This is a genomic window from Pseudoruegeria sp. SHC-113, assembly GCF_025376885.1.
GTDB lineage: Bacteria > Pseudomonadota > Alphaproteobacteria > Rhodobacterales > Rhodobacteraceae > Pseudoruegeria.
This window is the reverse complement of sequence record NZ_JAHUBR010000001.1, coordinates 2,870,269-2,893,474: the sequence shown is the minus strand read 5'-3', so window position 1 is coordinate 2,893,474 and position 23,206 is coordinate 2,870,269. Positions and strand designations below refer to the sequence as shown.

Annotated in this window: 22 protein-coding genes; 13 read left to right on the top strand and 9 right to left on the bottom strand. The window is 65.3% G+C overall.

Going from position 1 to position 23,206, the window contains the following annotated elements; translation table 11 throughout:
- Nucleotides 1-100 precede the first annotated feature (100 nt).
- The 3 genes from murJ to KVX96_RS14145 are packed head-to-tail and all read right to left on the bottom strand — an operon-like array spanning nucleotide 101 to nucleotide 5,587.
- The gene (gene murJ / locus KVX96_RS14155; protein ID WP_261195187.1) at nucleotides 101-1,642 is read right to left on the bottom strand and encodes a murein biosynthesis integral membrane protein MurJ; all 1,542 of its coding nucleotides are present in this window, start codon (nucleotides 1,640-1,642) and stop codon (nucleotides 101-103) included.
- Nucleotides 1,639-4,449, bottom strand: coding sequence for a [protein-PII] uridylyltransferase (locus tag KVX96_RS14150; RefSeq protein ID WP_261195185.1), 2,811 nt, complete (start codon nucleotides 4,447-4,449; stop codon nucleotides 1,639-1,641). Before KVX96_RS14150 ends, murJ begins: the two co-directional genes overlap by 4 nt.
- A complete protein-coding gene (locus KVX96_RS14145; protein ID WP_261195183.1) occupies nucleotides 4,409-5,587 on the bottom strand; it encodes a penicillin-binding protein activator in 1,179 nt (392 codons plus the stop codon). The genes KVX96_RS14150 and KVX96_RS14145 overlap by 41 nt, the downstream gene beginning before the upstream one ends.
- A gap of 92 nt (nucleotides 5,588-5,679) precedes the next feature.
- Here KVX96_RS14145 and rsmI point away from each other — a divergent pair, with 92 nt between their 5' ends.
- The 3 genes from rsmI (at nucleotide 5,680) to gshB (ending at nucleotide 7,996) form a co-directional block, all read left to right on the top strand.
- Nucleotides 5,680-6,534 carry a 16S rRNA (cytidine(1402)-2'-O)-methyltransferase gene (rsmI, locus tag KVX96_RS14140; protein WP_261195182.1) on the top strand — a complete coding sequence of 285 codons (855 nt, stop codon included), beginning with the start codon at nucleotides 5,680-5,682 and terminating at the stop codon, nucleotides 6,532-6,534.
- Between the two features lie 63 nt (nucleotides 6,535-6,597).
- Nucleotides 6,598-6,954 (top strand): YraN family protein, encoded by a 357-nt coding sequence (locus KVX96_RS14135; protein ID WP_261195462.1) that lies wholly within the window; start codon nucleotides 6,598-6,600, stop codon nucleotides 6,952-6,954.
- A 100-nt stretch (nucleotides 6,955-7,054) separates the two neighbouring features.
- A complete protein-coding gene (gshB, locus tag KVX96_RS14130) occupies nucleotides 7,055-7,996 on the top strand; it encodes a glutathione synthase (protein ID WP_261195181.1) in 942 nt (313 codons plus the stop codon).
- Here the strand turns inward: gshB and KVX96_RS14125 are convergent.
- The 4 genes from KVX96_RS14125 to cobU all read right to left on the bottom strand — a co-directional run bounded on the left by KVX96_RS14125 (nucleotide 7,993) and on the right by cobU (nucleotide 11,607).
- Nucleotides 7,993-9,507, bottom strand: coding sequence for a YifB family Mg chelatase-like AAA ATPase (locus KVX96_RS14125; RefSeq protein WP_261195180.1), 1,515 nt, complete (start codon nucleotides 9,505-9,507; stop codon nucleotides 7,993-7,995). The genes gshB and KVX96_RS14125 overlap by 4 nt on opposite strands.
- A 69-nt stretch (nucleotides 9,508-9,576) precedes the next feature.
- A complete protein-coding gene (locus tag KVX96_RS14120) occupies nucleotides 9,577-10,449 on the bottom strand; it encodes a glutathione S-transferase (RefSeq protein WP_261195179.1) in 873 nt (290 codons plus the stop codon).
- Between the two features lie 58 nt (nucleotides 10,450-10,507).
- Nucleotides 10,508-11,086: a histidine phosphatase family protein gene (locus KVX96_RS14115; protein ID WP_261195178.1), complete on the bottom strand. Its 579-nt coding sequence runs from the start codon at nucleotides 11,084-11,086 to the stop codon at nucleotides 10,508-10,510.
- Complete coding sequence (gene cobU / locus KVX96_RS14110; protein WP_261195177.1) at nucleotides 11,083-11,607, bottom strand: bifunctional adenosylcobinamide kinase/adenosylcobinamide-phosphate guanylyltransferase; 525 nt, start codon at nucleotides 11,605-11,607, stop codon at nucleotides 11,083-11,085. Before cobU ends, KVX96_RS14115 begins: the two co-directional genes overlap by 4 nt.
- A gap of 102 nt (nucleotides 11,608-11,709) precedes the next feature.
- Between cobU and KVX96_RS14105 the strand changes: the two genes are divergently transcribed.
- The 8 genes from KVX96_RS14105 to KVX96_RS14070 all read left to right on the top strand — a co-directional run bounded on the left by KVX96_RS14105 (nucleotide 11,710) and on the right by KVX96_RS14070 (nucleotide 19,788).
- The gene (locus tag KVX96_RS14105; protein WP_409977109.1) at nucleotides 11,710-12,588 is read left to right on the top strand and encodes an RNA polymerase factor sigma-32; all 879 of its coding nucleotides are present in this window, start codon (nucleotides 11,710-11,712) and stop codon (nucleotides 12,586-12,588) included.
- 107 nt (nucleotides 12,589-12,695) lie between these two features.
- Nucleotides 12,696-13,892: a bifunctional phosphopantothenoylcysteine decarboxylase/phosphopantothenate--cysteine ligase CoaBC gene (gene coaBC / locus KVX96_RS14100; protein ID WP_261195461.1), complete on the top strand. Its 1,197-nt coding sequence runs from the start codon at nucleotides 12,696-12,698 to the stop codon at nucleotides 13,890-13,892.
- Nucleotides 13,889-14,347: a dUTP diphosphatase gene (gene dut / locus KVX96_RS14095; RefSeq protein WP_261195175.1), complete on the top strand. Its 459-nt coding sequence runs from the start codon at nucleotides 13,889-13,891 to the stop codon at nucleotides 14,345-14,347. The genes coaBC and dut overlap by 4 nt, the downstream gene beginning before the upstream one ends.
- Nucleotides 14,348-14,350: 3 nt before the next feature.
- Nucleotides 14,351-15,403, top strand: a complete 1,053-nt coding sequence (locus KVX96_RS14090) for a HesA/MoeB/ThiF family protein (protein WP_261195174.1) — start codon at nucleotides 14,351-14,353, stop codon at nucleotides 15,401-15,403.
- A 74-nt stretch (nucleotides 15,404-15,477) separates the two neighbouring features.
- Nucleotides 15,478-16,272, top strand: coding sequence for a transporter substrate-binding domain-containing protein (locus KVX96_RS14085; protein ID WP_409977128.1), 795 nt, complete (start codon nucleotides 15,478-15,480; stop codon nucleotides 16,270-16,272).
- Between the two features lie 92 nt (nucleotides 16,273-16,364).
- The gene (locus KVX96_RS14080; protein WP_261195172.1) at nucleotides 16,365-17,162 is read left to right on the top strand and encodes an amino acid ABC transporter permease; all 798 of its coding nucleotides are present in this window, start codon (nucleotides 16,365-16,367) and stop codon (nucleotides 17,160-17,162) included.
- Between the two features lie 61 nt (nucleotides 17,163-17,223).
- Complete coding sequence (locus tag KVX96_RS14075; protein WP_261195171.1) at nucleotides 17,224-17,643, top strand: DUF4399 domain-containing protein; 420 nt, start codon at nucleotides 17,224-17,226, stop codon at nucleotides 17,641-17,643.
- A 117-nt stretch (nucleotides 17,644-17,760) separates the two neighbouring features.
- Nucleotides 17,761-19,788 carry a M3 family metallopeptidase gene (locus KVX96_RS14070; protein WP_261195170.1) on the top strand — a complete coding sequence of 676 codons (2,028 nt, stop codon included), beginning with the start codon at nucleotides 17,761-17,763 and terminating at the stop codon, nucleotides 19,786-19,788.
- A 108-nt stretch (nucleotides 19,789-19,896) separates the two neighbouring features.
- On the opposite strand, the gene KVX96_RS14065 is transcribed toward KVX96_RS14070, so the two are convergent.
- The gene (locus KVX96_RS14065; protein ID WP_261195169.1) at nucleotides 19,897-20,775 is read right to left on the bottom strand and encodes a cation diffusion facilitator family transporter; all 879 of its coding nucleotides are present in this window, start codon (nucleotides 20,773-20,775) and stop codon (nucleotides 19,897-19,899) included.
- A gap of 69 nt (nucleotides 20,776-20,844) precedes the next feature.
- Complete coding sequence (locus KVX96_RS14060) at nucleotides 20,845-21,345, bottom strand: SH3 domain-containing protein (RefSeq protein ID WP_261195168.1); 501 nt, start codon at nucleotides 21,343-21,345, stop codon at nucleotides 20,845-20,847.
- A gap of 142 nt (nucleotides 21,346-21,487) precedes the next feature.
- Between KVX96_RS14060 and KVX96_RS14055 the strand changes: the two genes are divergently transcribed.
- Together KVX96_RS14055 and KVX96_RS14050 are read left to right on the top strand one after the other, a co-directional pair.
- Entirely contained in the window at nucleotides 21,488-22,474 is a 987-nt protein-coding gene (locus tag KVX96_RS14055) for a 2-hydroxyacid dehydrogenase (RefSeq protein ID WP_261195167.1), read from the top strand.
- A 121-nt stretch (nucleotides 22,475-22,595) separates the two neighbouring features.
- On the top strand, nucleotides 22,596-23,180 hold the full coding sequence (locus tag KVX96_RS14050) for a sulfotransferase (RefSeq protein WP_261195166.1): 585 nt from the start codon (nucleotides 22,596-22,598) through the stop codon (nucleotides 23,178-23,180).
- Nucleotides 23,181-23,206: the final 26 nt, after the last annotated feature.

The window sequence follows — 23,206 nt, the reverse complement described above, 5'->3', positions numbered from 1 at the left end:
CTCAACCGTCGCGCTGATCCCGCCAAAGCGGCAGACCGCCGGGACGGTCCGCCGCTGGCCCGGCGGCCTGCGGCCTTGTTCCGGGCCGCTGGCCCTCTGTTTAGCCCCGTTTCACCGCCGCTTTGAATTCGCTCAGGCGCACCGCGTTCAGCACATGGCCGACGGAGAAATAGACGATGATCCCCGAGACGATCACGATGGCCAGCGCCAGATAGCGCAGTGCGCCTGCGGCAAACATCGGCGCAAGCGCGTAGGCGCAGGCCACGAGCCAGCCGCCCATGATCAGCGAGGTCAGCACGATCCGCCACCAGCGGTTGCGGAAGCGGGCGTCGAACTGCGCCTCTGGTCCCATCTCGCGCGATTTGCGCCAGAGCAGAAGCACCATGACCCATCCGGAAAGCGAGGTCGCCACCGCCGCCGCCAGATAACCGATCCAGAAGGCCGCGCCGATGGCCACGACGAGGTTGATCACCATCGTCACAAGCGCGAAGCGGAACGGGGTTTTGGTGTCTTCTCGCGCGAAATAGAGCGGCTGGAGCACCTTCTGCAGCACGAAGGCCGGAAGGCCCAGCCCGTAGATCGCCAGCGCCGCCGCCGTGGCTGCCGTGTCGGCAGGGCCAAAGGCCCCGCGTTCAAAGAGAACGCCGATCAGCTGTTGCGGGATCACCACCAAGGCCACCGCGCAGGGCACGGTGAGCGCGAGCGAGACCTCGCCCGCGCGGCTCAGCGCCGCTTGCCCGCCCGCCGCATCGCCCGCCCTAAGACGGCGGGAGAGGTCGGGCAGCAGCACCACGCCAATGGCGATGCCCACCACGCCGAGCGGCAGTTGATAGAGCCGATCCGCGTAGTTGAGCCAGGCAATGGCCCCGTCAAAGAAGCTCGCCACCTGCCGCCCCACGAGGAGGTTCACCTGCACCACGCCGCCTGCAAGGGCCGCCGGTGCGGCGATCACAGCGAGGCGCTTCATGTCCGGCGTCAGCCGGGGCCGCTGCAGGCGGATCGGAAAGCCCGCGCGCCCGGCGGCCCACCAGACAAGCGCCAGCTGGGCGATGCCTGCCAGAGGCACTGTCCAGACGATCGCCTCCCCGATCGGCCAGCCAAACTGGGCCGCCAGAACCATCGCGCCGATGAAGAGGACGTTCAGCAACACCGGCGCTGCCGCCGCGGCCACGAAACGCCCGGCGGCGTTCAGCACGCCCGAGAGCAGCGCCGCCAGCGAGATGAAGAGGATATAAGGAAAGGCGATGCGCCCGTAATGCACCGCCAGATCAAAGCGCTCGTCGGCCAGAAAGCCCGAAGCCATCGCCAGCACGAGCCACGGCATCGCGGCTTGCGCGATCAGGGTGAAGACAAGCACCACCGTGGCCAGCCCGGTAAAAGCCTCCCGCGCGAAACCGGCGGCATCTTCGCCGCCTTCGAGCTTCTTGGAGAACATCGGCACGAAGGCCATGTTGAACGCCCCTTCGGCGAAGAAGCGGCGGAACATGTTGGGCAGGGAAAAGGCGATCAAGAAAGCCTCCGCCACTGGCCCCGCGCCAAGGTAGCTCGCGATCATGATGTCGCGCACGAAGCCCATGAGCCGTGACAGCAGCGTCCAGACGCCCACCGTCAGGAACCCGGCCATCAGGCGGATTTGCTTCATGCGGCGCCCGCCCGCTCAACGCCCTTTTCGATGGCGTCGCGCAGCTTGGCCTCCAGCGCCTTCTGCTTGCTCTCGGCGTAAAGCTTCAGCCCGAACATGTCCTTCACGTAGAACACATCCACCGCCTGCACGCCGTAGGTGGCGATCTGGGCGGTGGCGATGTTCATATTGGCGTTGGCCAGCGTCCGGGTGAGGTCGAAGAGCAGGCCTGCGCGGTCACGGGTGTCGACCTCGATGATCGTGTAGATCTCGCTGCCCTCGTTGTCGAAGGTGATGTTGGTGGGCACGCGGAACTCGCGTTCGCGTTTCTTGACCTTGTCGCGGCTCGCCAGCGCCTTGCCCGCGATCACTTCGCCCTTGAGCGTGCGCTCGATCATCTGGCGCAGACGGGGCAGGCGGCTGATTTCGTAGGGGTGGTGCTCGGCGTCCTGAACCCAGAACACCGTGGTGATGAACCCATCCGCCGTGGTGTAGGTGCGCGCGTCCACGACGTTGGCCCCCACAAGCGCCAGCGCCCCGGCGAGGCGGGAGAAGATGCCGGGGTGATCGGCCATGGAGAAGCAGACGCGGGTGGCGTCATGGGTTTCATCAGGCCAGACGTCGATGCGGATCTCGTCGGTGCGGATGCCCTTGAGCAGATGCGCCATCTTGACGTGAGCTTCGGTGTCGAGCCCCTGCCAGTAGGGGCCGTAGTGGCGCTTGACCTCTTCGCGCAGATCCTTGGGATCCCAGTCGGCCAGCGCCTCGCGCAGGGCACGCTTGGCCTCGGCCTCGCGCTTGCCGCGGTTCAGATCCGCCAGCCCGTTCTCCAGCGCATGGTCGGTTTCGGCGTGGAGGTTGCGCAGCAGGGTGGCCTTCCAGTTGTTCCAGACACTCGGGCCAACGCCGCGGATGTCGCAGACGGTGAGCACGGTGAGCAGATCCAGCCGCTCCTGCGTGGCCACCTGCTTGGCGAAGCCGCGCACCGTGGCCGGATCGGAGATGTCGCGCTTCTGGGCGGTGTCCGACATCAGCAGGTGATTGCGCACAAGCCATTCGACGGTTTCGCATTCGCTTTTCTTCAGCCCAAGGCGCGGGGCCACCTTCCGTGCGATCTGCGCGCCGAGGATGGAGTGATCCTCGGGCCGCCCCTTGCCGATGTCATGCAGCAGCAGGGCCACATAGAGCACCTTGCGGTTCACGCCTTCCTTCAGGATGCCCGAGGCCACGGGCAGCTCTTCCACCAGCTCGCCATGTTCGATGCGCGCCAGTGTCTTGATGCATTGGATCGTGTGCTCGTCCACCGTGTAGGAATGATACATGTTGAACTGCATCATCGCGACGATGGGCTCGAACTCGGGGATGAAGGCCGCCAGCACGCCCAGCTCGTTCATCCGGCGCAGCGCGCGCTCCGGGTTGCCGTGCTTGAGCATCAGCCCGAGGAAGAGCCGCACGGCCTCCTTGTCGGCGCGCATCTCGTCGTCGATCAGATCGAGGTTCGCCGTGATCGTGCGCATCGCGTCCGGGTGGATCAGGTAACCCGTGCGCAGGGCTTCCTCGAAGATGCGCAGCAGGTTCAGCTTGTCGGAGAGGAATTCCCTCTCGCTCGCGTAGGTCAGCCGGTTCTGCACCAGCTTGTAGCCCGGCTTCACCCGCTTGCGGCGGCGGAACAGCCCGACGAGCGAGGGGGCCTTCTTGACGTGGCTGGCTTCGAGCTTGGTGAGGAAGATCCGGGTCAGCTCGCCCACGCGGGTGGCGTGGCGGAAATAGGCCTGCATGAAATGCTCCACCGCCCGGCGGCCGCCGTGATCGGTGTAGCCCATGGCGTCGGCCACCTCGACCTGCATGTCGAAGGTGAGCTGTTCGGTGGCGCGGCCCGCGATCAGGTGCAGATGGCAGCGCGTGGCCCAGAGGAAGCGCTCGGCGCGTTCGAAATTGCGGTATTCATCGCGGGTGAACACGCCCAGTTTCACCAGCTCGGCTGTGTCCTGCACGCCGTGGATATACTTGGCGATCCAGAACAGCGACTGCAGATCGCGCAGGCCGCCCTTGCCCTCCTTGATGTTGGGCTCCACCACGTAGCGCAGGCCCTGCTTGCGGTGGCGCTCGCCGCGCTCGGCGAGCTTGGCCTCGATGAACTCCGAGGCCGAATTGGCGAAAAGCTGGCTCGTGAGCACAGTATTGAGCTCATTGGCCAGCTTGCGGTCGCCGATCAGGAAGCGGTTTTCCAGAAGGGCGGTGCGGATGGTGTAATCCTCGCGCCCGAGCCGCAGGCAATCCTTCACCGTGCGGCTGGCGTGGCCCACCTTCAGGCGCAGATCCCAGAGGATGTAGAGCATGGATTCGATCACGCTCTCCGCCCAGGCGGTGATCTTGTAAGGCGTCAGGAACAACAGATCGACATCGGAGAACGGCGCCATCTCGGCCCGGCCATAGCCGCCCACCGCCAGCACCGAGATGCGCTCGCCCGTGGTGGGCGTCTGCACCCGGTGCAGCCATTGCGTGGCGACCTCGAAGGCCATCGTAACGAGGCAATCGGTGAGGTAGGTATAGGCCGAGGTGGTGGCGCGGGCCTTCAGCGGATCGGCTGCGAAGGCTTCTGCGATGCGCGCGCGCCCGTCTTTCTGGGCCTTGGCAAGGCAGGTCACCGTCGTGGCTCGGATGTCGCGGCAATCGGCATCATCGCCAAACGCGGCCACGAGGGCCGCGCGCACGGTTTCGGGATCGAAGATCTCGGCCGCCGGGCAGATCAGCTCCGCCGGGGCCGGGACCGTGAAGCGGGGCCGCTCAGAAGCCGGCGCCGCTGAAACTTCTCGGGGCAGGGTCAATGACAGTTACCTGGTTGTTGCGGATCTCACCGATCGCCATCCCGCGTTCATTAGTGCCATCAGGCAGGAAACGGAAGATGCCGTTAACGCCTACGAAGCCCGAGGCCTGCGTGAGGCCCGATTTCGCCAGCGCATCAGATCGCCCGGCCTTCACCGAGGCACCGATGGCGGCGATGCCGTCATAGGCGAGGCCGGCGAGCGGGTGCGGCGAGCCGCCATAGGTGGCGCTGTAGCGCGAGGTGAAATTGCTGCGCAGGCCCGGATCGGGCAGGGCAAACCAGCCGCCCTGAACGCCCGGCAACTCCAGCGTGGAGGCCGGGATGTCCCAGCGGGTGAGGCCCATGAATTTGGTCAGGGTCGGGTCGATCCCAGATTCAGGCAGCAACTGGGTGAAGAGCGGCAGCGCACCTGCGGTGTCGGAGGTGAAGAAGACCGAATCCGCGCCATTGCTCTGGATGGCGGACTTCACGGCAGGCACCGCGTCGATGACGCCCTGCTGGGAGAACTGGTGGCGCACCACGCCGGCCACGGAAGCCCCGTAGCGGCTGGCCGCGCTCTGGATCGCATTGGCACCCTGCGCGCCGGCCGGATTGTCGGCGGTGACGATCACCATGTTGCGTTTGCCCTGACGGGTGGCGTAGCTGACCATCCGGTTGGCGGTGTTCTCAAAGGTGTTGCCCAGCACGAAGACATTGCCGCCGGCGATCTCGGTGTTGTTGGAGAAGGCGATGACATTGACGTTGCGCGAGGCGGTGGCGAGCCCGGCGGCATTGGCCGATTGGGCGTAGAGCGGGCCGAGGATGATCTTCGCACCCTCGTTCACAGCCTGCGTGGCCACGGCAGAGGCCTGTGTGGCGGAACCGGCGGTGTCGTAGACGCGCAGGTCGATCGTCACGCCGTCCAGATCGGCCATCGCGAGGCGGGCCGCGTTTTCAAGGCTTTGTGCTACCAGAGCGTCGCCGGACTGGCCGGAGCCCTTGGGCACCAGCAGCGCGACCTGCACGGGTTTGTTGGTATTGATCGAGGGGCCGGAATTGCCCCCGGTGCTGACCGGCTGGCAGGCGGCAAGCGTAAGGCTGAGCAGCGGAAGCGCCAGAAGCCTCAGCGGTTTGCGGACAAAGCGAGAAACGGAAAACATGGGCTGGACCTCATCCCTGAGCACGGTCAAAATACGTCCCCGGACCCTAAGGGTTTGCCGCGCAACTGTAAACGGACGCAAGAAGGGTGCCCATGAATTATCAGATCCGCCCGCTGCCCGCGGGGCTGTATTTCGTGGCCACGCCGATCGGCTCGGCGCGCGACATCACCCTGCGCGCGCTTGACGTGCTGGCGAGCGCCGATGTGATCGCCGCCGAAGACACGCGCACCCTGCGCAAACTGCTGGACATCCACGGCGTGCCGCTGGGCGAGCGCCCGGTGATCGCCTACCACGATCACAACGGTGACGCCGCACGCCCCCGGCTGATGCGCGCGCTGGCGGAGGGCAAATCGGTGGCCTATGCCTCGGAAGCAGGCACGCCGCTGGTGGCGGATCCGGGCTACAGCCTTTCGCGCGAGGCGCTGGAGGCGGGCCATCTGGTGACAAGCGCGCCGGGCCCTTCAGCAGCGATCACCGCGCTCACCATCGCGGGCCTGCCGACCGATCACTTCTATTTCGCCGGCTTCCAGCCAAACAGCAGCGGCGCCCGCCGCGCCGCGCTGGAGGCCTGCGCGGACGTGCAAGCGACGCTTGTGTTCTACGAATCCCCGAAGCGGCTTGCGGCCAGCCTCGCGGATATGGCGCAGGTGTTGGGCGGCGGGCGGCAGGCGGCCGTGTGCCGCGAGTTGACGAAGAAATTCGAAGAGGTTCGGCGCGCGAGCCTTGCCGAACTGGCCGATCACTACGCGGCGTCTGGCGCGAAAGGCGAGGTGGTTGTGCTGGTGGATCGCGCCGGAGAGGCTGCGATGGAAGAGGCAGACGTCGAAACCGCCCTGCGCCGCGCGCTTGAGACACTTTCGGTGAAAGATGCCGCGGCCATGGTGGCCGAGGCCTATGGGCTGAAACGGCGCGACGTCTATCAGCAAGCGCTTTCCCTGAGCCGTTAACCACCGAGAAATTCCTTGGCGCTAGAGTTTTCCTACTCGATGGGAGTTCTGGTCATGAAAGCGATCCGTCAGCAGCTCAATTATCACGCAGGGCTTGCCGCCGAAGGCGCGGTGGAACGCTACTACAGCGCGAGGGGTGCCCAGATGCGCCACCAGCGTTGGCGGGGGCGGGGCGGCGAAGTGGATCTGATCGCCAGCCAGAACGGCGAGCTTGTGTTCATCGAAGTCAAGAAAAGCACCACGCATGCGCAGGCGGCGCAGCGGCTGGGGCGGCGGCAGCTGCAGCGCATCATGGCCGCAGCGGAAGAATTCCTCGCCGGGGAACCGGCAGGGCTCCTCACGCCAATGCGCATCGATCTGGCGCTGGTGAATGCGGCTGGCGAAATCGAGGTGATCGAGAATGCCGGCATGTGGGCCTGAGTGGGGCAATAGGTTGAACCATCGCGGTTTGGTGAATTGCGCCAATCGCCATTGATCCGGCATCCGCCTTTCGCCATGTAGGTGCGAAAGGAGATTAGCCATGTCGCTCAGAGTTGCCATTCAGATGGATCCGATCGCGCCGATCAATATCGATGCGGACAGCACCTTTCGCATCGCGGAAGAGGCGCAGGCGCGCGGGCATAGCCTGTTTTACTACACGCCGGACCGTCTGAGCTTCCGCGAAGGGCGGGTTCTGGCCAAGGGCTGGCCGCTGACGGTCCGCCGCGAAAAGGGCAACCATTTCACGCTGGGCGACGAACAGGAGGTGGATCTTTCGACGTACGATGTCGTCTGGCTGCGGCAGGATCCGCCCTTTGACATGGGCTATATCACCACCACCCATCTGCTGGAGATGATCCATCCGCAAACGCTGGTGGTGAACGATCCCTTCTGGGTGCGCAACTGCCCGGAAAAGCTGATGGTGCTGCAATTCGCCGACTACACGCCGCCAACGCTGATCGCCCGCGATCTGGACACGATCCGCGCCTTCAAGGCCGAGCATGGCGACATCATCCTCAAGCCGCTTTACGGCAACGGCGGCGCAGGCGTGTTCCGCCTTGATCCCAACGATCGCAACCTCGCCTCGCTGCACGAGCTGTTCTCCGGCATCAATCGCGAGCCCCTCATAGCACAGAAGTTCCTGCCGGATGTGTCAAACGGCGACAAGCGGGTGATTCTCGTGGATGGCGAGCCCGTGGGCGCGATCAACCGGGTGCCTGCGGCTGGGGAGACGCGTTCCAACATGCATGTGGGCGGACGGCCCGAGAAGATCGGCCTGACCGAGCGCGATCTGGAGATTTGCGCCGCCATTGGCCCGGCCCTGAAGGAGAAGGGGCTGATCTTCGTCGGGATCGACGTGATCGGCGACTACATGACGGAGATCAACGTGACCTCGCCCACCGGCATTCAGGAACTGGAGCGGTTTGACGGGGTGAATATCGCCGAAAAGATCTGGCAGGCCATCGAGGCCAAACGCGCCTAGGCGGTCTCGGACGCGCTGAGCCGGAAACTCAGCGCTTCGGCCACATGGATGCGGCCCACGGCTGCGCTTCCGTCCAGATCGGCGATGGTGCGGGCCACGCGCAGCACGCGGTGATAGCCGCGTGCGGTGAGGCCGAAACGTTCGGCCGCCTTGGCCAGCATCTCCTTGCCGGCGGAATCCGGCGTGGCCACGGCCTCCAGCAGCGCCCCTTCCGCATCGGCGTTCACCCGCACGCCTTCTGCCTCCGCAAACCGCGCCGCTTGCACCTGCCGCGCGGCGGCCACCCGCGCGGCAACCTCGGCGCTGCCTTCGCCCGCGTCCGGCAGGTCAAGATCGCGGTAGCTGACGGGCGGCACTTCGATGCGCAGATCGAACCGATCCATCAGCGGGCCGGAGATCCGGCCCATGTACTCTGCGCCGCAGAGGGGCACGCGCGCGCAGGCGCGGGCCGGGTCGCTCATATGGCCGCAGCGGCAGGGATTGGCGGCGGCCACCAGCAGAAAACGGCAGGGGTAGCGCACATGGGCATTGGCGCGGGCTACCACCACATGGCCGGTTTCGATCGGCTGGCGCAGGGTTTCCAGCACCTGCCGGGAGAACTCCGGGAACTCGTCCAGAAACAGCACGCCATTGTGTGCCAGCGAGATCTGCCCCGGCTTCGCACCCTTGCCACCGCCCACGATGGCGGCCATCGAGGCGGTGTGATGCGGTTCGCAGAACGGGCGTTCACGGGAGATGCCGCCCTCCCGCAGGAGCCCCGCGAGCGAGTGGATCATCGAGGTTTCCAGCGCTTCGGCCGGGCTCAAGGCGGGCAGAATCCCAGGCAGGCGGGCGGCGAGCATGGATTTGCCCGAGCCCGGCGGGCCGACGAGCAGCACGTGGTGGCGCCCCGCGGCGGCGATCTCCAGCGCGCGTTTGGCGCGTTCCTGCCCCTTCACCTCGCGAAAATCCCGCGTGTAGGCCGTGCCTGTCACCTCACCGGGGGCGCTGGCCGCGATGGCCTTCTGCCCGGTGAAATGGGCCACGAGCGCGCCAAGGTTTTCGGCCGCGATCACCGGGGTTTCGCCGGCCCAGGCCGCCTCAGGCCCGCAGGCCCTGGGGCAGACAAGCGTGCGCTCTTCCTCGGCGGCGGCCATGGCGGCGGGCAGGGCGCCGATCACGGGCACCAGCGTGCCGTCCAGCGACAGCTCGCCCAGCGAAACAGTGTTTTCGATCTCTTCGCGCGGCAGGATGTCGAGCGCGGCCAACAGCGCGAGCGCGATGGGCAGATCGAAATGGGAGCCCTCCTTTGGCAGATCCGCCGGCGACAGGTTGATGGTGATGCGCCGGTTCGGCAGCGCGATGGACATGGCCGAGAGCGCGGCGCGCAGACGGTCGCGCGCCTCGGAAACAGCCTTGTCCGGCAGGCCGACCACGGAAAAGGCGGGCATGCCGGGGGTGACGGCGCATTGCACCTCCACCATCCGCGCATCGATGCCCTCGAAGGCCACTGTATAGGTCTGAGCCACCATCCGCCGCCTTTCGCCCGCCGCCAAAGGGCGGGCCGTTAACCCTGTATCAAGGGTTAACGGGCGCTTGGTTTAGGAATGGTAAAGATCGAGGAAGGCCGGCCAGGCTTCGGCATCGGCGACGGTCTTGTCGCGGCAGAAAGCGTTGCAGAACCCGAAACGGCGGCCATCGAGTTCCAGCACGTGGGTCACAGGTTTGCCGGAGTAGGGGCAGGCGCTGTTTTCCGCCTCGCTTCCTGCAACCGCGCGGGCGGGCAGGGGCGTGGGGCCGGGCCAGGGCACCAGCGCGAAATCGCGTTTGTAGAACGCCTGCGGTTCGCCATCCACCAGCCCCATGGCGCGCCAGCGGCGGAAGGCCGGGTCGGCAAGATGCGCTTCCACATAGCTTTGCGCCGCTGGGGCGATTTTCAGCCCGTAGCCCGCCACGCGCGCCGCCACGGGGGCGAAAAACGCATCTGCCGCGCAGTAGTCGCCGCAGAGCCAGGGGCCTTCACTGCCGGTGGCCTCCCTCGCCCAGGCCCAGATCTCCTCAAGGCGGCGCAGGTCTTTTTGCACGGCTTCATCCGGCTCAAAGCCTTGATAAGACACGCGCATGTTCATCGGGCAGGCGGAGCGCAGGGCGGTGAACCCGGCGTGCATCTCGGCCATCAAGGCACGGGCGACGGCGCGTTTTGTCGGATCAGCGGGCAGCAGGCCCGCGTCCGGGTGGCGGCTCGCGAGCTCCTCCGCGATGGCGAGCGACTCCGGGATCACCGTGCCGCCGGGTGTGCGCAGCGCAGGCACCGTGCGGGCGGGGGCAAAATCGGCCATCATGGCCGGGAAAGCCTCGGTGTAGAGCCGGGCGAAGCGGGTCCGCACGGGGATGTTGAATTTCTCGAACAGCAGCCATCCACGCAGGGACCAGCTGGAATAGGAACGATCGGCGAGAGCGAGGTCATAGGTCATGGCGCAAGGCTAAGCGGGGCGCGCGCATGAGGAAAGCGAATGTTTTTGCTGGTGGATATCACGGAACGTGATTGATCAGCGGGGCGCTCCATTGGCCTTCATCAACGTCGATCCGCGTGATGGAAAGGTTGTCGATCCTGTGCGCCAATGCCTCGTATGCGCTCACGCCAAGGCCGCGCTGCACTTGCGTCAGGATGGTGCCGAAATGTGCCACGAGGATGATGTCGGCGGCAGGAGGCGCGGCGCAGAGCGCGTCGATCTCGGTGCGGATGCGGCGCGCGGCGGTGTTCCAGCTTTCCCCACCCGGAGGGGCGGCTTCGCCGGGTTCTTCCCAGTAGCGGCGGGAAAGCTCCGGGTGGCTCTCGGCGACCTCGCGCCAGTGTTTGCCGTCCCATGCGCCGAAATCGAACTCGCGCAGGCCTGCGCGGTGGGGCAGGCGCGGGCGGGTGCCGGCGATGGCGGTGGCGGTGTCGACCGCGCGGCGCAGATCGGAGGAGATCACGGGGGCCCCCTCAGGCAGGGCTTCGGACACGCGGGCGATCAGGGCGGTGTCGGACAGATCGGCCGGGACGTCGCGCCAGCCGGTGAAGGCGGTTTCATGGGTCGGGCCGTGGCGCACCCACCAAAAGCGGATCATGGCAACTGGCCTTTCAGCGCGAGCGGCAGGCCCGCGATCACCGTCACCACGACGCTCGCTTGTGCGGCCAGCTTCTGGTTCAGCCGCCCCTGCGCCGCACGGAACCGCCGGGAGAGCGCGTTCTCGGGCACAATCCCTCCGCCCACTTCATTGCTGACGATCACAAGATCCGCCTTGCAGGCGCTGATGGCGGCCAGAAGTGCAGCTTCCTCGGCTTCCAGATCATGCTCGGCGAGCAGGTGGTTGGTGAGCCAGAGTGTGGCGCAATCCAGCAGCGCGGCACGTCCGGCGGGCAGGGTACCAAGCGCTTCAGCCACCTGCAGCGGCGCTTCGATCGTGTCCCACGCCGCGCCGCGTTGTTTCTGATGCGCATAAATTTTTTCGCGCATTTCCGCATCAAATGCCTGCGCCGTGGCGATGTAGAAGGGCCTTGCATCCAATTGTTTTGCATGGGTTTCCGCCCAGGACGATTTCCCGCTGCTGGCCCCGCCGATCACGAAACTCCGCTTTGGCTGCATCATTCTTAACGCCTTGTTGTGATCCAAACCTTTAGCCCTTGCGTAACACTGATCAGGAAAAAGGCGAAAGATCCGATCCGCTGTTTCGCACCTGGGAGGTCGAGAATGCCGAAAGACATGACGAGCACAATGTCCATGCCGCGCCAGGCCATGAAGGCCGAACTTCTGGACGCGGAAACCGAACTTCAACTTGCTTACGCGTGGCGCGATCACCGCGACGAAGCCGCGCTGCACCGCCTTGTCACCGCCTACATGCGGCTGGCGATTTCCATGGCCAGCAAATTCCGCCGCTATGGCGCGCCCATGAATGACCTCATTCAGGAAGCGAGCCTTGGCCTGATGAAAGCGGCGGACAAATTTGATCCCGATCGCGGCGTGCGTTTCTCCACCTACGCTGTGTGGTGGATCAAAGCGTCGATCCAGGACTACGTGATGCGCAACTGGTCCATGGTGCGCACTGGTACCACGGCGAGCCAGAAGTCCCTGTTTTTCAACATGAAACGTGTGCAGGCCCGGCTTGAGCGCGAGGCAGGGGCAAATGGTGAGCATCTGGACGCGTTCCAGATCCAACAGATGATCGCCACCGAGATCGGCGTACCGCTGGCCGATGTGCAGATGATGTCGGGCCGCCTTGCGGGCTCTGATTTCTCGCTCAACGCGCAGCAATCTTCCGACGAAGAGGGCCGCGAGTGGATTGAGGCCTTGGAGGATGATGGCCCGCAAGCTGCTGAGCAGGTGGAAGACATGCACGACAGCGCCACCATGAGCCAATGGATCGCAGATGCGCTGAGCACCCTGAATGAGCGCGAGCGCTTCATCGTGCAGGCCCGCAAGCTGCAGGAAGATCCGCGCACTCTGCAGAGCCTTGGCGAGGAACTTGGGCTTTCCAAGGAACGTGTGCGCCAGCTCGAAAGCATCGCGTTTGACAAGATGCGCAAGCATATGGCCGATCAAAGCCCGCAGGTGCTGGCCTATCTGAACTGATCCGCTCCCCCCAGTAGCCCCCTGCGCGCCCCGCACCCCGGCTCCCCTTGCCAGCGGGTGCGCGGGGGCCTACACCTGAACCGGTTGCAACAAGAGCGGGCGTGAAGATGCTGGCAGGCAAACGGATTTTGCTGATCATCGGGGGCGGGATCGCCGCCTTCAAATCCCTCGATCTGATCCGCCGCCTGCGTGAACGCGGCGCAACCGTGACGCCGGTTCTCACGCGCGCTGCCGAGGAATTCGTGACCCCGCTTTCCACATCTGCATTGGCCGGCCAGAAGGTTTTCCGCGATCTGTTTGATCTGACGGATGAGGCCGAGATGGGCCATATCGAGCTCTCGCGCGCCGCCGATCTGGTGGTTGTCGCCCCGGCCACGGCCGATCTGATGGCCAAAATGGCGGGCGGCCACGCCAATGATCTGGCCTCCACGCTGCTCATGGCCACCGACAAGCGCGTGCTCATCGCGCCCGCGATGAACGTGCGCATGTGGGAGCACCCCGCCACCCAGCGCAATCTGGAAACCCTTGAAACCGATGGCATTCTGACGGTCGGCCCCAACAAGGGGGACATGGCCTGCGGCGAATATGGCCCCGGCCGCATGGCGGAACCGCTGGAGATCGTCGCCGCCATTGAGACCGCCCTGAAAGAGGGGCCGCTGAAGGGCAAGCACGTGCTGGTGACTTCCGGCCCCACCCATGAGCCGATTGACCCGGTGCGCTACATCGCCAACCGCTCCTCGGGCGCGCAAGGCACGGCTCTGGCGCGCGCGCTGGTGGCGCTGGGCGCGGATGTGACCTTTGTCACCGGCCCCGCTGATGTGCCGCCGCCGCAGGGCGTGCGGCTGGTGCAGGTGGAAACCGCCCGCCAGATGAAAGAGGCCGTGGAGGCTGCGCTGCCAGCCGACGCCGCCATCTTCGCCGCCGCCGTGGCCGATTGGCGGGTGGCCAGCGAAAGCGCGTCCAAGATCAAGAAAGACGGCAAGGGCGGGCTTCCGGTGCTGGAATTTGCCGAAAACCCCGACATCCTCGCCGGTGTGAGCCAGATGAAAACGGGCCGCCCGGCGCTGGTGGTGGGCTTTGCCGCCGAGACCGACGACGTGTTGGCCCATGCGACCGCCAAGCGGGCGCGCAAGGGGTGCGACTGGATCGTGGCCAATGATGTGTCGCCGGAAACCGGCATCATGGGCGGCAGCGAAAACGCGGTGACGCTGATCCGGGCAGACGGGGCCGACAGCTGGCCGCGCATGGGCAAGGATCAGGTCGCCAACCGTCTGGCGCAGGAAATCGCGGACGCGCTGGCATGACACCGGTGATCCGCATCTCCCACACCGAAGATGCAGACCGCAGCCTGCCGCTTCCTGCCTATGAAACCGCCGGGGCCGCCGGGGCAGATCTGCGTGCAGATCTTCCGGGCAAGGCAGCCGTGACGCTCGCCCCCGGTGAACGGGCGCTCATTTCCACCGGGCTGCGGCTGGAGATCCCGGCCGGCTTCGAGGTGCAGATCCGTCCGCGCTCGGGCCTTGCGCTCAAGCATGGGATTACCCTGCCCAACACGCCGGGCACCATCGACAGCGATTATCGCGGCCCCCTTGGGGTGATCCTGCTCAACGCCGGGCAGGAGGCGTTCACGGTGCAGCATGGCGACAGGATCGCGCAGATGATCGTGGCCCCCGTGGTGCAGGCGCGTTTTGAACTGGCAGATGCCTTAAGCGAGACGGCGCGGGGCGCTGGCGGCTTTGGCTCCACCGGGCGCGGCTAGGCGATGGGCAATATCCTCTTTGTCATGGCCGTTGTCTGGGTCACCGGGCATTTCATGGGCGCGCCGCGCAAGCTGCGGCTGGCGCTGATCGCGGTGATCTACCTGGCCATGATCTTGATCCACCTGACGCTGCCCGCCGATGCACCGCTGCGGATGAACACCGGCGGCTCGGTGGCGAACTGGCTGATCCTGGGCGGCGTGGGCGTGTTGATCTTCGCCTACCGCGCCCTTCTGATCCGCCTTAGGGGCCGCCATGACGGCCGCCAAGCCGAGGTGGCCGAGGCTGTGGCGGCGCAGGCGGGGCCGTTTTCGGACACCGAGCTGGACCGCTACGCCCGCCACATCGTGCTGCGCGAGCTGGGTGGCCCAGGGCAGAAGCGCCTGAAGGATGCGCGTGTGCTGGTGATCGGGGCCGGGGGGCTGGGCTCGCCCGCGCTGCTCTATCTGGCGGCGGCGGGCGTCGGCACCATTGGCGTGATCGATGCCGACACGGTGGACAACTCAAACCTCCAGCGGCAGGTGCTGCACACCGATGGCCGTATCGGCACGCCCAAGGTGTTCTCTGCCGAGGCCGCGATGCTGGCGCAGAACCCGCATATCACGGTGAAACCCTACAACCGCCGCCTCACCGCAGAGATCGCGCCGGAGCTTTTCGCCGAGTATGACCTCGTGCTCGACGGCACCGACAACTTCGAGACGCGCTATCTGGTCAACCAAACCTGCGTCGCGCTGGGCAAGCCGTTGATTTCTGGCGCGTTGACGCAATGGGAAGGGCAGATCAGCCTGTTTGATCCGGCGCGCGGCGCGCCCTGTTATCAATGCGTCTTTCCTGAGGCCCCCGCGCCAGAGCTTGCGCCCTCCTGCGCTGCCGCAGGGGTGCTTGGCCCGCTGCCCGGCGTCATCGGGGCGATGATGGCGGTCGAGGCAGTGAAGGAGATTGCGGGCGCGGGCGAGGGCTTGCGGGGCCGCTTGATGATCTATGACGCGCTTTATGCTGAAACGCGCAGCATTACCGTGAAGAAACGCGCCGGTTGCCCCTGCTGCGCGCAGGGATAGCGCTTGCGGGGCGGGGGGCTTCGGCACTAGGTTCGCACCCAATCACACCCCAGCAGGAGTTCCCCATGTCTGCCATGATGTCTGCCGTCAAACCTGTTCTGGCCGCCGCTTTCGCGTCGCTCGCCACGTTCGCCTCCGCCGCCGATCTGCCCGATCTGGGCGGTCAGGAGATCGTCGTTGTCACCGAAAACGCCTACCCGCCGCTTCAGTTCGTCGAGCCGGGCTCGGGCGAGGCCGTGGGCTGGGAATATGACGCGATGGCCGAGATCGCCAAACGTCTGAACGCCACCGTGACCTATGAGAACATCAGCTGGGACGCGATGATCCCCGCCGTTTCCGAAGGCCAGTATGATCTGGGCATGACCGGCATCACCATCCGCGAGGATCGTGCCGAGATGGTGGATTTCTCCGCCCCCTACATGCGCTCGGAAATGCTGATGATCGTGGCTGCCGATGAAGAACGCTTCACCGATGCGGCAAGCTTTGCCGCCAATGAAGATCTGCTGATGGCCGCCCAGCCGGGCACCACCCCGTTCTATGTGGGCGTTTACGATGTGCTCGACGGCAATGAGGCCAACCCGCGCATCAAGCTGTTTGAAACCTTCGGTGCCGGCGTGCAGGCGCTGCGCACGGGCGATGTGGATCTCGTGCTTTCCGACAGCACGGCGGCCAACGGCTATGTGGCGGCCTCCGAAGGCAAGCTGAAGATCATCGGCGAGCCGCTGGGCTCTGAGGATTTCGGCTTCATCTTCCCGAAAGGCTCCGAGCTTGTCGCGCCGATCAATGCCGCGATTGCTTCCATGAAGGAAGACGGCACGCTGGATGCTCTGAACACCAAGTGGTTCCTCGAGTACAAGATCGGCGGATGAGCCTGATCGCACCTCAGCACACCAGAGGGCAGCGCCTGCCGGGGGGCAGGCAGGCGCTGCCCGGCGTGCCGCCGGGCGATTTGTAAGAACCCATGAAACCTAAGAAACCCGATTTCCCGTGGTGGCTGCTTGCCGTGGCCGCCATTGGCCTCACCCTCTTTTACCAGGTGGTGACGGATGATCTGTACCGCCAGATCCTTCAAACACTCTCCAAGGGCATCGGGATCACGATTTTCGTCACGATTGTTGGGTTTACGCTGGCAAGCCTTCTCGGGCTTCTCTTGGCGCTGGCGGCGGGCTCGCGCTGGCTGCTGATCCGGCAGATCGCGCGCTTCTATACAGAGGTGATCCGCGGCATTCCGATCATCGTTCTGCTGCTCTACGTCGCCTTCGTGCTCGCGCCCGTGCTTGTTGCTTTGTGGAACTGGGCCACCGGGCTTGTCGGGCTGGAGCCGATCCGGACCCGCGATTTCAGCCTCCTCTGGCGCGCCATCATCGCGCTCACCATCGCCTATTCCGCCTTCATCGGCGAGGTCTTCCGGGCCGGGCTGCTTTCGGTGGACGAAGGCCAGATCGAGGCTGCGCAGGCGCTGGGGCTTTCGCGCTGGCACCGCTTCCGCTTCATCATCTTCCCGCAGGCGATCCGCACGATCCTGCCGCCGCTGGGCAATGATTTCATCGCCATGGTGAAGGATTCTTCGCTCGTCTCCGTGTTGGGCGTGCTGGACATCACCCAGCTTGGCAAAGTCACCGCTGTTGGAAACTTCCGCTATTTCGAGACCTACAACGTCGTCGCCCTGATCTATCTGACCATGACGATTACGCTCTCGCTCGCCCTGCGCCAGCTGGAAAAGAAACTGCGCCAGAAGGGCCACGTTAACGACTTCTGAGGCAAGCGTGCTATCTTTCCGCTATCCGGCCTGAGGAGCCGGGATTTCAAGGGAGGATAGAATGAAGAAATTTCTGGCCATCTTGGCCCTTGCCGCAGCCCCGGCTTTCGCCGGTGAGACGCCTTCGCCCGAGGGCGCGCAGGTGTATATCATCAGCCCGAAGGACGGTGACACCATTTCTGGCCCCGTGACGGTGGCCTTTGGCGCAGTGGGCATCGGCGTCGCGCCCGCGGGCGTGGAGTGGGACAACACCGGCCACCACCACCTGTTCCTCAACCGCGCACCATTCGATGCTGCCGCCGATGGCGTGGAGCCGATCCCGGCCGATGACAACCACAAGCATTTCGGCGGCGGGCAGACGCAGGTGACGCTGGAGCTGCCCCCCGGCACACATACGCTGCAGCTGGTGATGGGCGATGCCTTCCACGTGGCCCATGAGCCGCCAGTAGTGTCGGATGTGATCACCATCACGGTGGAGTAACCTTTCGCGGGTGGCGGTCTGCCGCCACCCGGCAAAGCCCTTGCTCAAAACGACGTGCGCGCTCTGGAACTTCCCCCGGCAGCGGCTTAGCTTGCCTGCCAACAAAGGAGTTCCACCATGTCCAACCCGCTGCTCACCCAATGGACCACGCCCTTCGGCCTGCCGCCTTTCGCCGAAATATCGGACGAGGATTTTGCCCCCGCTTTCGAGGCCGCTCTCACCGAGGCCCGTGGCCAGATCAAGGCCATCGCGGAAAACCCGGAAGCGCCCAGCTTCGCCAACACGATCGAGGCGCTGGAGCAGGCCGATGAGGGCTTGAGCCGGGTTCTGGGGACTTTCTACAATCTCGCCGGCGCCGACAGTAACCCCGCGCGGCAGGCGCTGCAGCGGGAGTTCTCGCCCAAGCTTGCCGCCTATGGCTCCGAGATCACCATGAACCGCGCGCTGTTTGAGCGGATCGAGGCGCTCTGGGACCGCCGCGATACGCTGGGCCTCACCCCGGAGCAGGCGCGCGTGCTGATGCTGACCCGGCGCAGCTTCGTGCGGGCAGGCGCGCAGCTTGAGGGGGCGCAGGCCGAACGGCTTCGGGATGTCAAAGAGCGGCTCGCGGTGCTGGGCACGCAGTTCACCCAGAACCTTCTGGCCGATGAAAGCGGATGGCATATGGCACTGGCGGAAGAGGATCTGGAAGGCTTGCCGGGCTTTCTTCTGGCCGCCGCGCGCTCTGCGGCACAGGAGAAGGGCGTGGAGGGCCATGTGATCACGCTCTCGCGCTCACTCATTGTGCCCTTCCTGCAGTTTTCCCCCCGCCGGGAGCTGCGCCGTAAGGCGTTTGAGGCCTGGTGCGCCCGTGGGGCCAACGGCGGTGACACCGACAACCGCGCCCTCACCGTGGAAACACTGGGCTTGCGCGAGGAGCGCGCCAAGCTTCTGGGCTATCCGAACTTCGCCGCCTTCAAGCTGGAAACCGAAATGGCCGGCACGCCCGAGGCCGTGCGCGATCTGCTGATGGCTGTCTGGGCCCCGGCCAAGGCGCAGGCAGATGCGGACGCGCAGGTGCTGGAGGCAATGATGCAGGCCGACGGGATCAACGGCGATCTGGAAGCCTGGGACTGGCGCTATTACGCCGAGAAACGGCGCAAGGCCGAGCATGACCTGGATGAGGCCGAGCTCAAGCCCTACCTGCAGCTTGATCGCATGATCGAGGCGGCGTTTGACTGTTCAACGCGCCTCTTCGGCCTGACCTTCAAGCCGCTCGACGTGCCGCTTTACCACCCCGACGTGCGCGCCTGGGAAGTGCTGCGCGATGGCCGCCATATGGCGGTGTTCATCGGCGATTATTTTGCCCGCGCCTCCAAGCGCTCCGGCGCATGGTGCTCGGCGATGCGCAGCCAGAAGAAGCTCGGCGGCGAGGTGCGGCCCATCGTGGTGAACGTCTGCAATTTCGCCAAGCCGGAAGCTGGTCAGCCCGCGCTGCTGTCGTTTGACGATGCGCGCACGCTGTTTCACGAGTTCGGCCACGCGTTGCACCAGATGCTGTCGGATGTGACCTATGAGTCGATCTCCGGCACCTCCGTGGCGCGCGATTTCGTGGAGCTGCCGAGCCAGCTCTACGAGCACTGGCTGGCGGTGCCCGAAGTTCTGGCGGAATATGCCACTCATGCCGAGACAGGCGAAGCGATGCCTGCCGATCTGCTCGCGCGTCTGTTGGAGGCGCAGAATTTCGACATGGGCTTTTCGACGGTGGAATATGTGGCGTCCGCGCTTGTGGATCTGGCCTTCCACGAAGGGGCGGCCCCGGCGGACACGATGGCGAAACAGGCCGAGGTTCTGGCCGAAATCGGCATGCCGAAAGCGATCCGCATGCGCCACGCCACGCCGCAGTTTGCCCATGTCTTCGCAGGCGACGGCTACTCCTCGGGCTACTACAGCTACATGTGGAGCGAAGTGATGGATGCCGATGCGTTTGAGGCCTTCGAGGAAGCGGGCGATCCCTTTGATGCCGACACCGCGCAGCGGTTGGAGGCGCGGATCCTTTCCACCGGCGGCTCCGAAGAGGCGGAAACGCTCTACACGGGTTTCCGTGGGCGTATGCCCGGCGTTGAGGCGCTGCTCAAGGGGCGTGGGCTGATCGCGGCGGAATAAGCCCTCTTGCCCGGCGGCACGCCGGGCAGCCCCCGCCCGCCCCCAAGGCGGGGGCTTTCAGCCCCCACCCCGGGCGGGGCCTTCCCGGCTGTGTATTCCGATAGCCCCCTAGTGCGCCGGATCCTTGTGAATAATCAGATCCACTTCGGGAAACCGGGTGCAGATCTCGCGCTTCAGGGCGGCGCCGATCTCATGGGCTTCAAACAGCGTCAGGCTACCGTCCACCTCGATATGCATGTTGATGAAGACCTGTGAGCCCGCCGAGCGGCTGCGCAGATCATGGTGGCCCTGCACGCCGGGCCAGCCGTCCACGATCTTTTCCACTTCCGCCACCAGCTTCGGGTCCGCTGCACGGTCCATCAGCGCGTCCCACGCGCCCTTGCCGATGTGCAGCGCGCTCACCACCAGCATGGCCGCTGTGGCCAGCGCGATGCCGCTGTCCAGATGGTTCATCCCGTAGCGCGAGGCGGCAAAGAGCGCGACGATGGCCCCGAGATTGGGCACGAGGTCCGACAGGTAATGCAGCGAATCCGCCGCCACCACGCGGTTGCCGGTTTTCGCGACCACATAGCGCTGGAACAACACCAGCGCGAGGGTGAGAACGACCGACACCGCAATGATCGCCATCCCTACGCCCTCCTGCGTGATGTCGGGCGGATCGCCCGAGAGCAGGCGGCTGATGGCAGCGATGGAAATCAGCGCGGCGGCCACGAGGATGAAGGCGGCCTGCCCAAGTGCGGCCAGATCCTCGGCGCTGCTGTGACCAAAGGCGTGATCCTCATCCGGCGGGCGTGCCGCGTAGAGGATCGCCGCCAAAGCCCCGAGGCTCATAAGGAGATCCAGCGCGTTGTCCGTGAGCGAGGAGGCCACGGAAAGCGAGCCCGTCACCGCCAGCGCCCAGAGCTTCAGAAGCACCAGTGTGAGCGCCACCCCGGTCGAGGCGATGCCCGCCATTGCGCCAAGGCGGCTGCGGTCTGTTGGAAGCATGGGGCGGGCTCCGGGGTGTCGGTTCGCTTTCAGCCCTAGCAAAGCCCAGCCGTGCGCGGCAAGACCGGTTTACTCGCGGATCTCGTCGGGCATCACGCCCCAAAGGGCGGCCTTCTGTGCCCAGCCGCGATAGCCACCGGCAGAGAGGCGGCACCAGTCGGTGGTGCATTCGCCCAGCCGCGCCACGACACCGGCCTCGAATTGCACTGTCTCGGGGCTGCGTTCATCGGGGCGGGCGCGTAAGGTGAGCATATCCTGTTCGATGATCACCGTCCGCGTGCCGGACAGCAGCGAGTAATGCACCCAGCCGCCGGCGCCATCTCGATCACGCACACGCCGCCAATGGCCGTATTCGCCGGTGATTTCCAGCGGCATGTCGCGCCGCTTGAACACCCAGTCGATCCGATGCGTCAGGCTCGGCCCACGGCGCACGTTGCCTTCAGACGCCTTCATCGAGACGAAACGGGGGATGGGAAGATTGGTCACGGGGCCACGCTCTTCGGCCCAGCTGCCGGTTGCCAAAACAGATATCAAACTCGCCACTGCAATGGCGCGCGCTCGCAGACGCATCCTGCCTCCACACGTCAACCCTGTCGGCGAAATAAAATTGCTCGCCCGACCCTCAAACCTTGCGGCAGGTTCTTGTGCCTGCCGTCGCTAGGGGGCAGTGTGGCACCAGCCGCGAGCGATTGGAAGAAAAGGGAAGCCGCCAATGCCATCCAAACGCCTGAGTGTTGTCGTGACGCGACGGTTGCCCGAAAGCGTCGAGACCCGCATGAAGGAATTGTTCGACGTGGAACTGCGTGAAGACGACAAGCCCATGACGAAACAGGAGCTTGTCGAGGCGATGAAACGCGCCGATGTGCTCGTGCCCACGATCACCGATGTGATCGACGGCGGCATGCTGGGGCAGGCGGGCGAGCGGCTGAAGCTGATCGCGAGCTATGGGGCGGGGGTGGATCACATCGACGTGCAGACCGCGCGTCAGCGCGGGATTCTCGTGTCCAACACGCCGGATGTTCTGACCGATGACACCGCCGATATGGCCATTGCCCTGATCATCGGGCTCAAGCGCCGCCTCGTGGAAGGGGTGCGCATGGTGCAGGATGGCCAATGGGCCGGTTGGGCACCCACGGGTATGCTCGGCCACCGGGTGGCGGGCAAGCGGCTGGGGATTCTCGGGATGGGCCGGATCGGTCAGGCCGTTGCCAAACGCGCCAAGGCCTTTGGGATGCAGATCCACTACCACAACCGCCGCCGCCTGCACCGCGACACCGAAGCCGCTCTGGAGGCAACCTATTGGGAGAGCCTCGATCAGATGATCAGCCGGGTGGATATCCTCTCGATCAACTGTCCCCATACGCCGGCCACCTTCCACCTGCTGAACGCGCGGCGGCTGAAGCTGATGAAGCCCACCGCGGTGATTGTGAACACCTCGCGCGGCGAGGTGGTGGACGAAGCCGCCCTGACGCGTGCATTGCGGGCCGGCGACATCGCCGGCGCGGCGCTCGACGTGTACGAGCAGGGCCAGATGGTCAACCCGCGCCTTGCCGATCTGCCCAACGTGATCCTGCTGCCCCATATGGGCTCGGCCACCGAAGAGGGCCGCATCGAGATGGGCGAGAAGGTGATCATCAACATCAAGACCTTTGAAGACGGCCACCGCCCGCCGGATCAGGTGGTGCCCTCGATGCTCTAGGGCCTGAGGCGGGGCGGGAAGCCTTGCCTTTTCCGGTGTTTAGGGTACCCCTAGGGAAGGTGCCGCATAGGGTGCCGGATTGAGACCCAAGAGATTTGAAATGTCAGGACAAAGGCGAAAAGTGTTCCAGATCGGGTTCAACCGGTGTGGCACCCGCGCCATCGGCCGTTTTTTGGAACACCACGGCTATCGCGCTGCCCATTGGGAGTTCGGCCAGCTTGCGCGCGATCTGCAAAGCGATCTTGCTGCGGGGCGGCGTCCCTTAGCGGGCTGGGCCGAGGTGGACGTGTTTACCGATATCGAGCAGGTGGATGAATCTGGGCTGATCGAGGGATTTCGCGAGTTCCGCGCCCTGCACGCGGCCTACCCGAAGGCGCTTTTCGTTCTCAACACGCGCGATGTGGAAGCCTGGCTGCGCAGCCGGGCGCGACATGCCGAGGGCGCTTACCTGCAAAGCTACCGCAAGCATCGCGGCTTGCCACACCGCCACGCCGTGCTGGACGCCTGGCGGCGCGATTGGTTCGCGCATCATCTGGACGTGATCGATTATTTCTCCGGTCCCAACCGCGAGAACCTCTTCGTCTGGAGCCTTGAGCGCCCGAATTTCAAAGGGCTTTCGGTGAAGCTGGGCCATGAACTGGACGTTGCCGCGTGGCACAAGGTGGGCAGTGCCGAATCCGACGCGCAGTTCCCCAGCCCGCTGTAACCTTTCCTCGCCACCGCCCCTGAAAA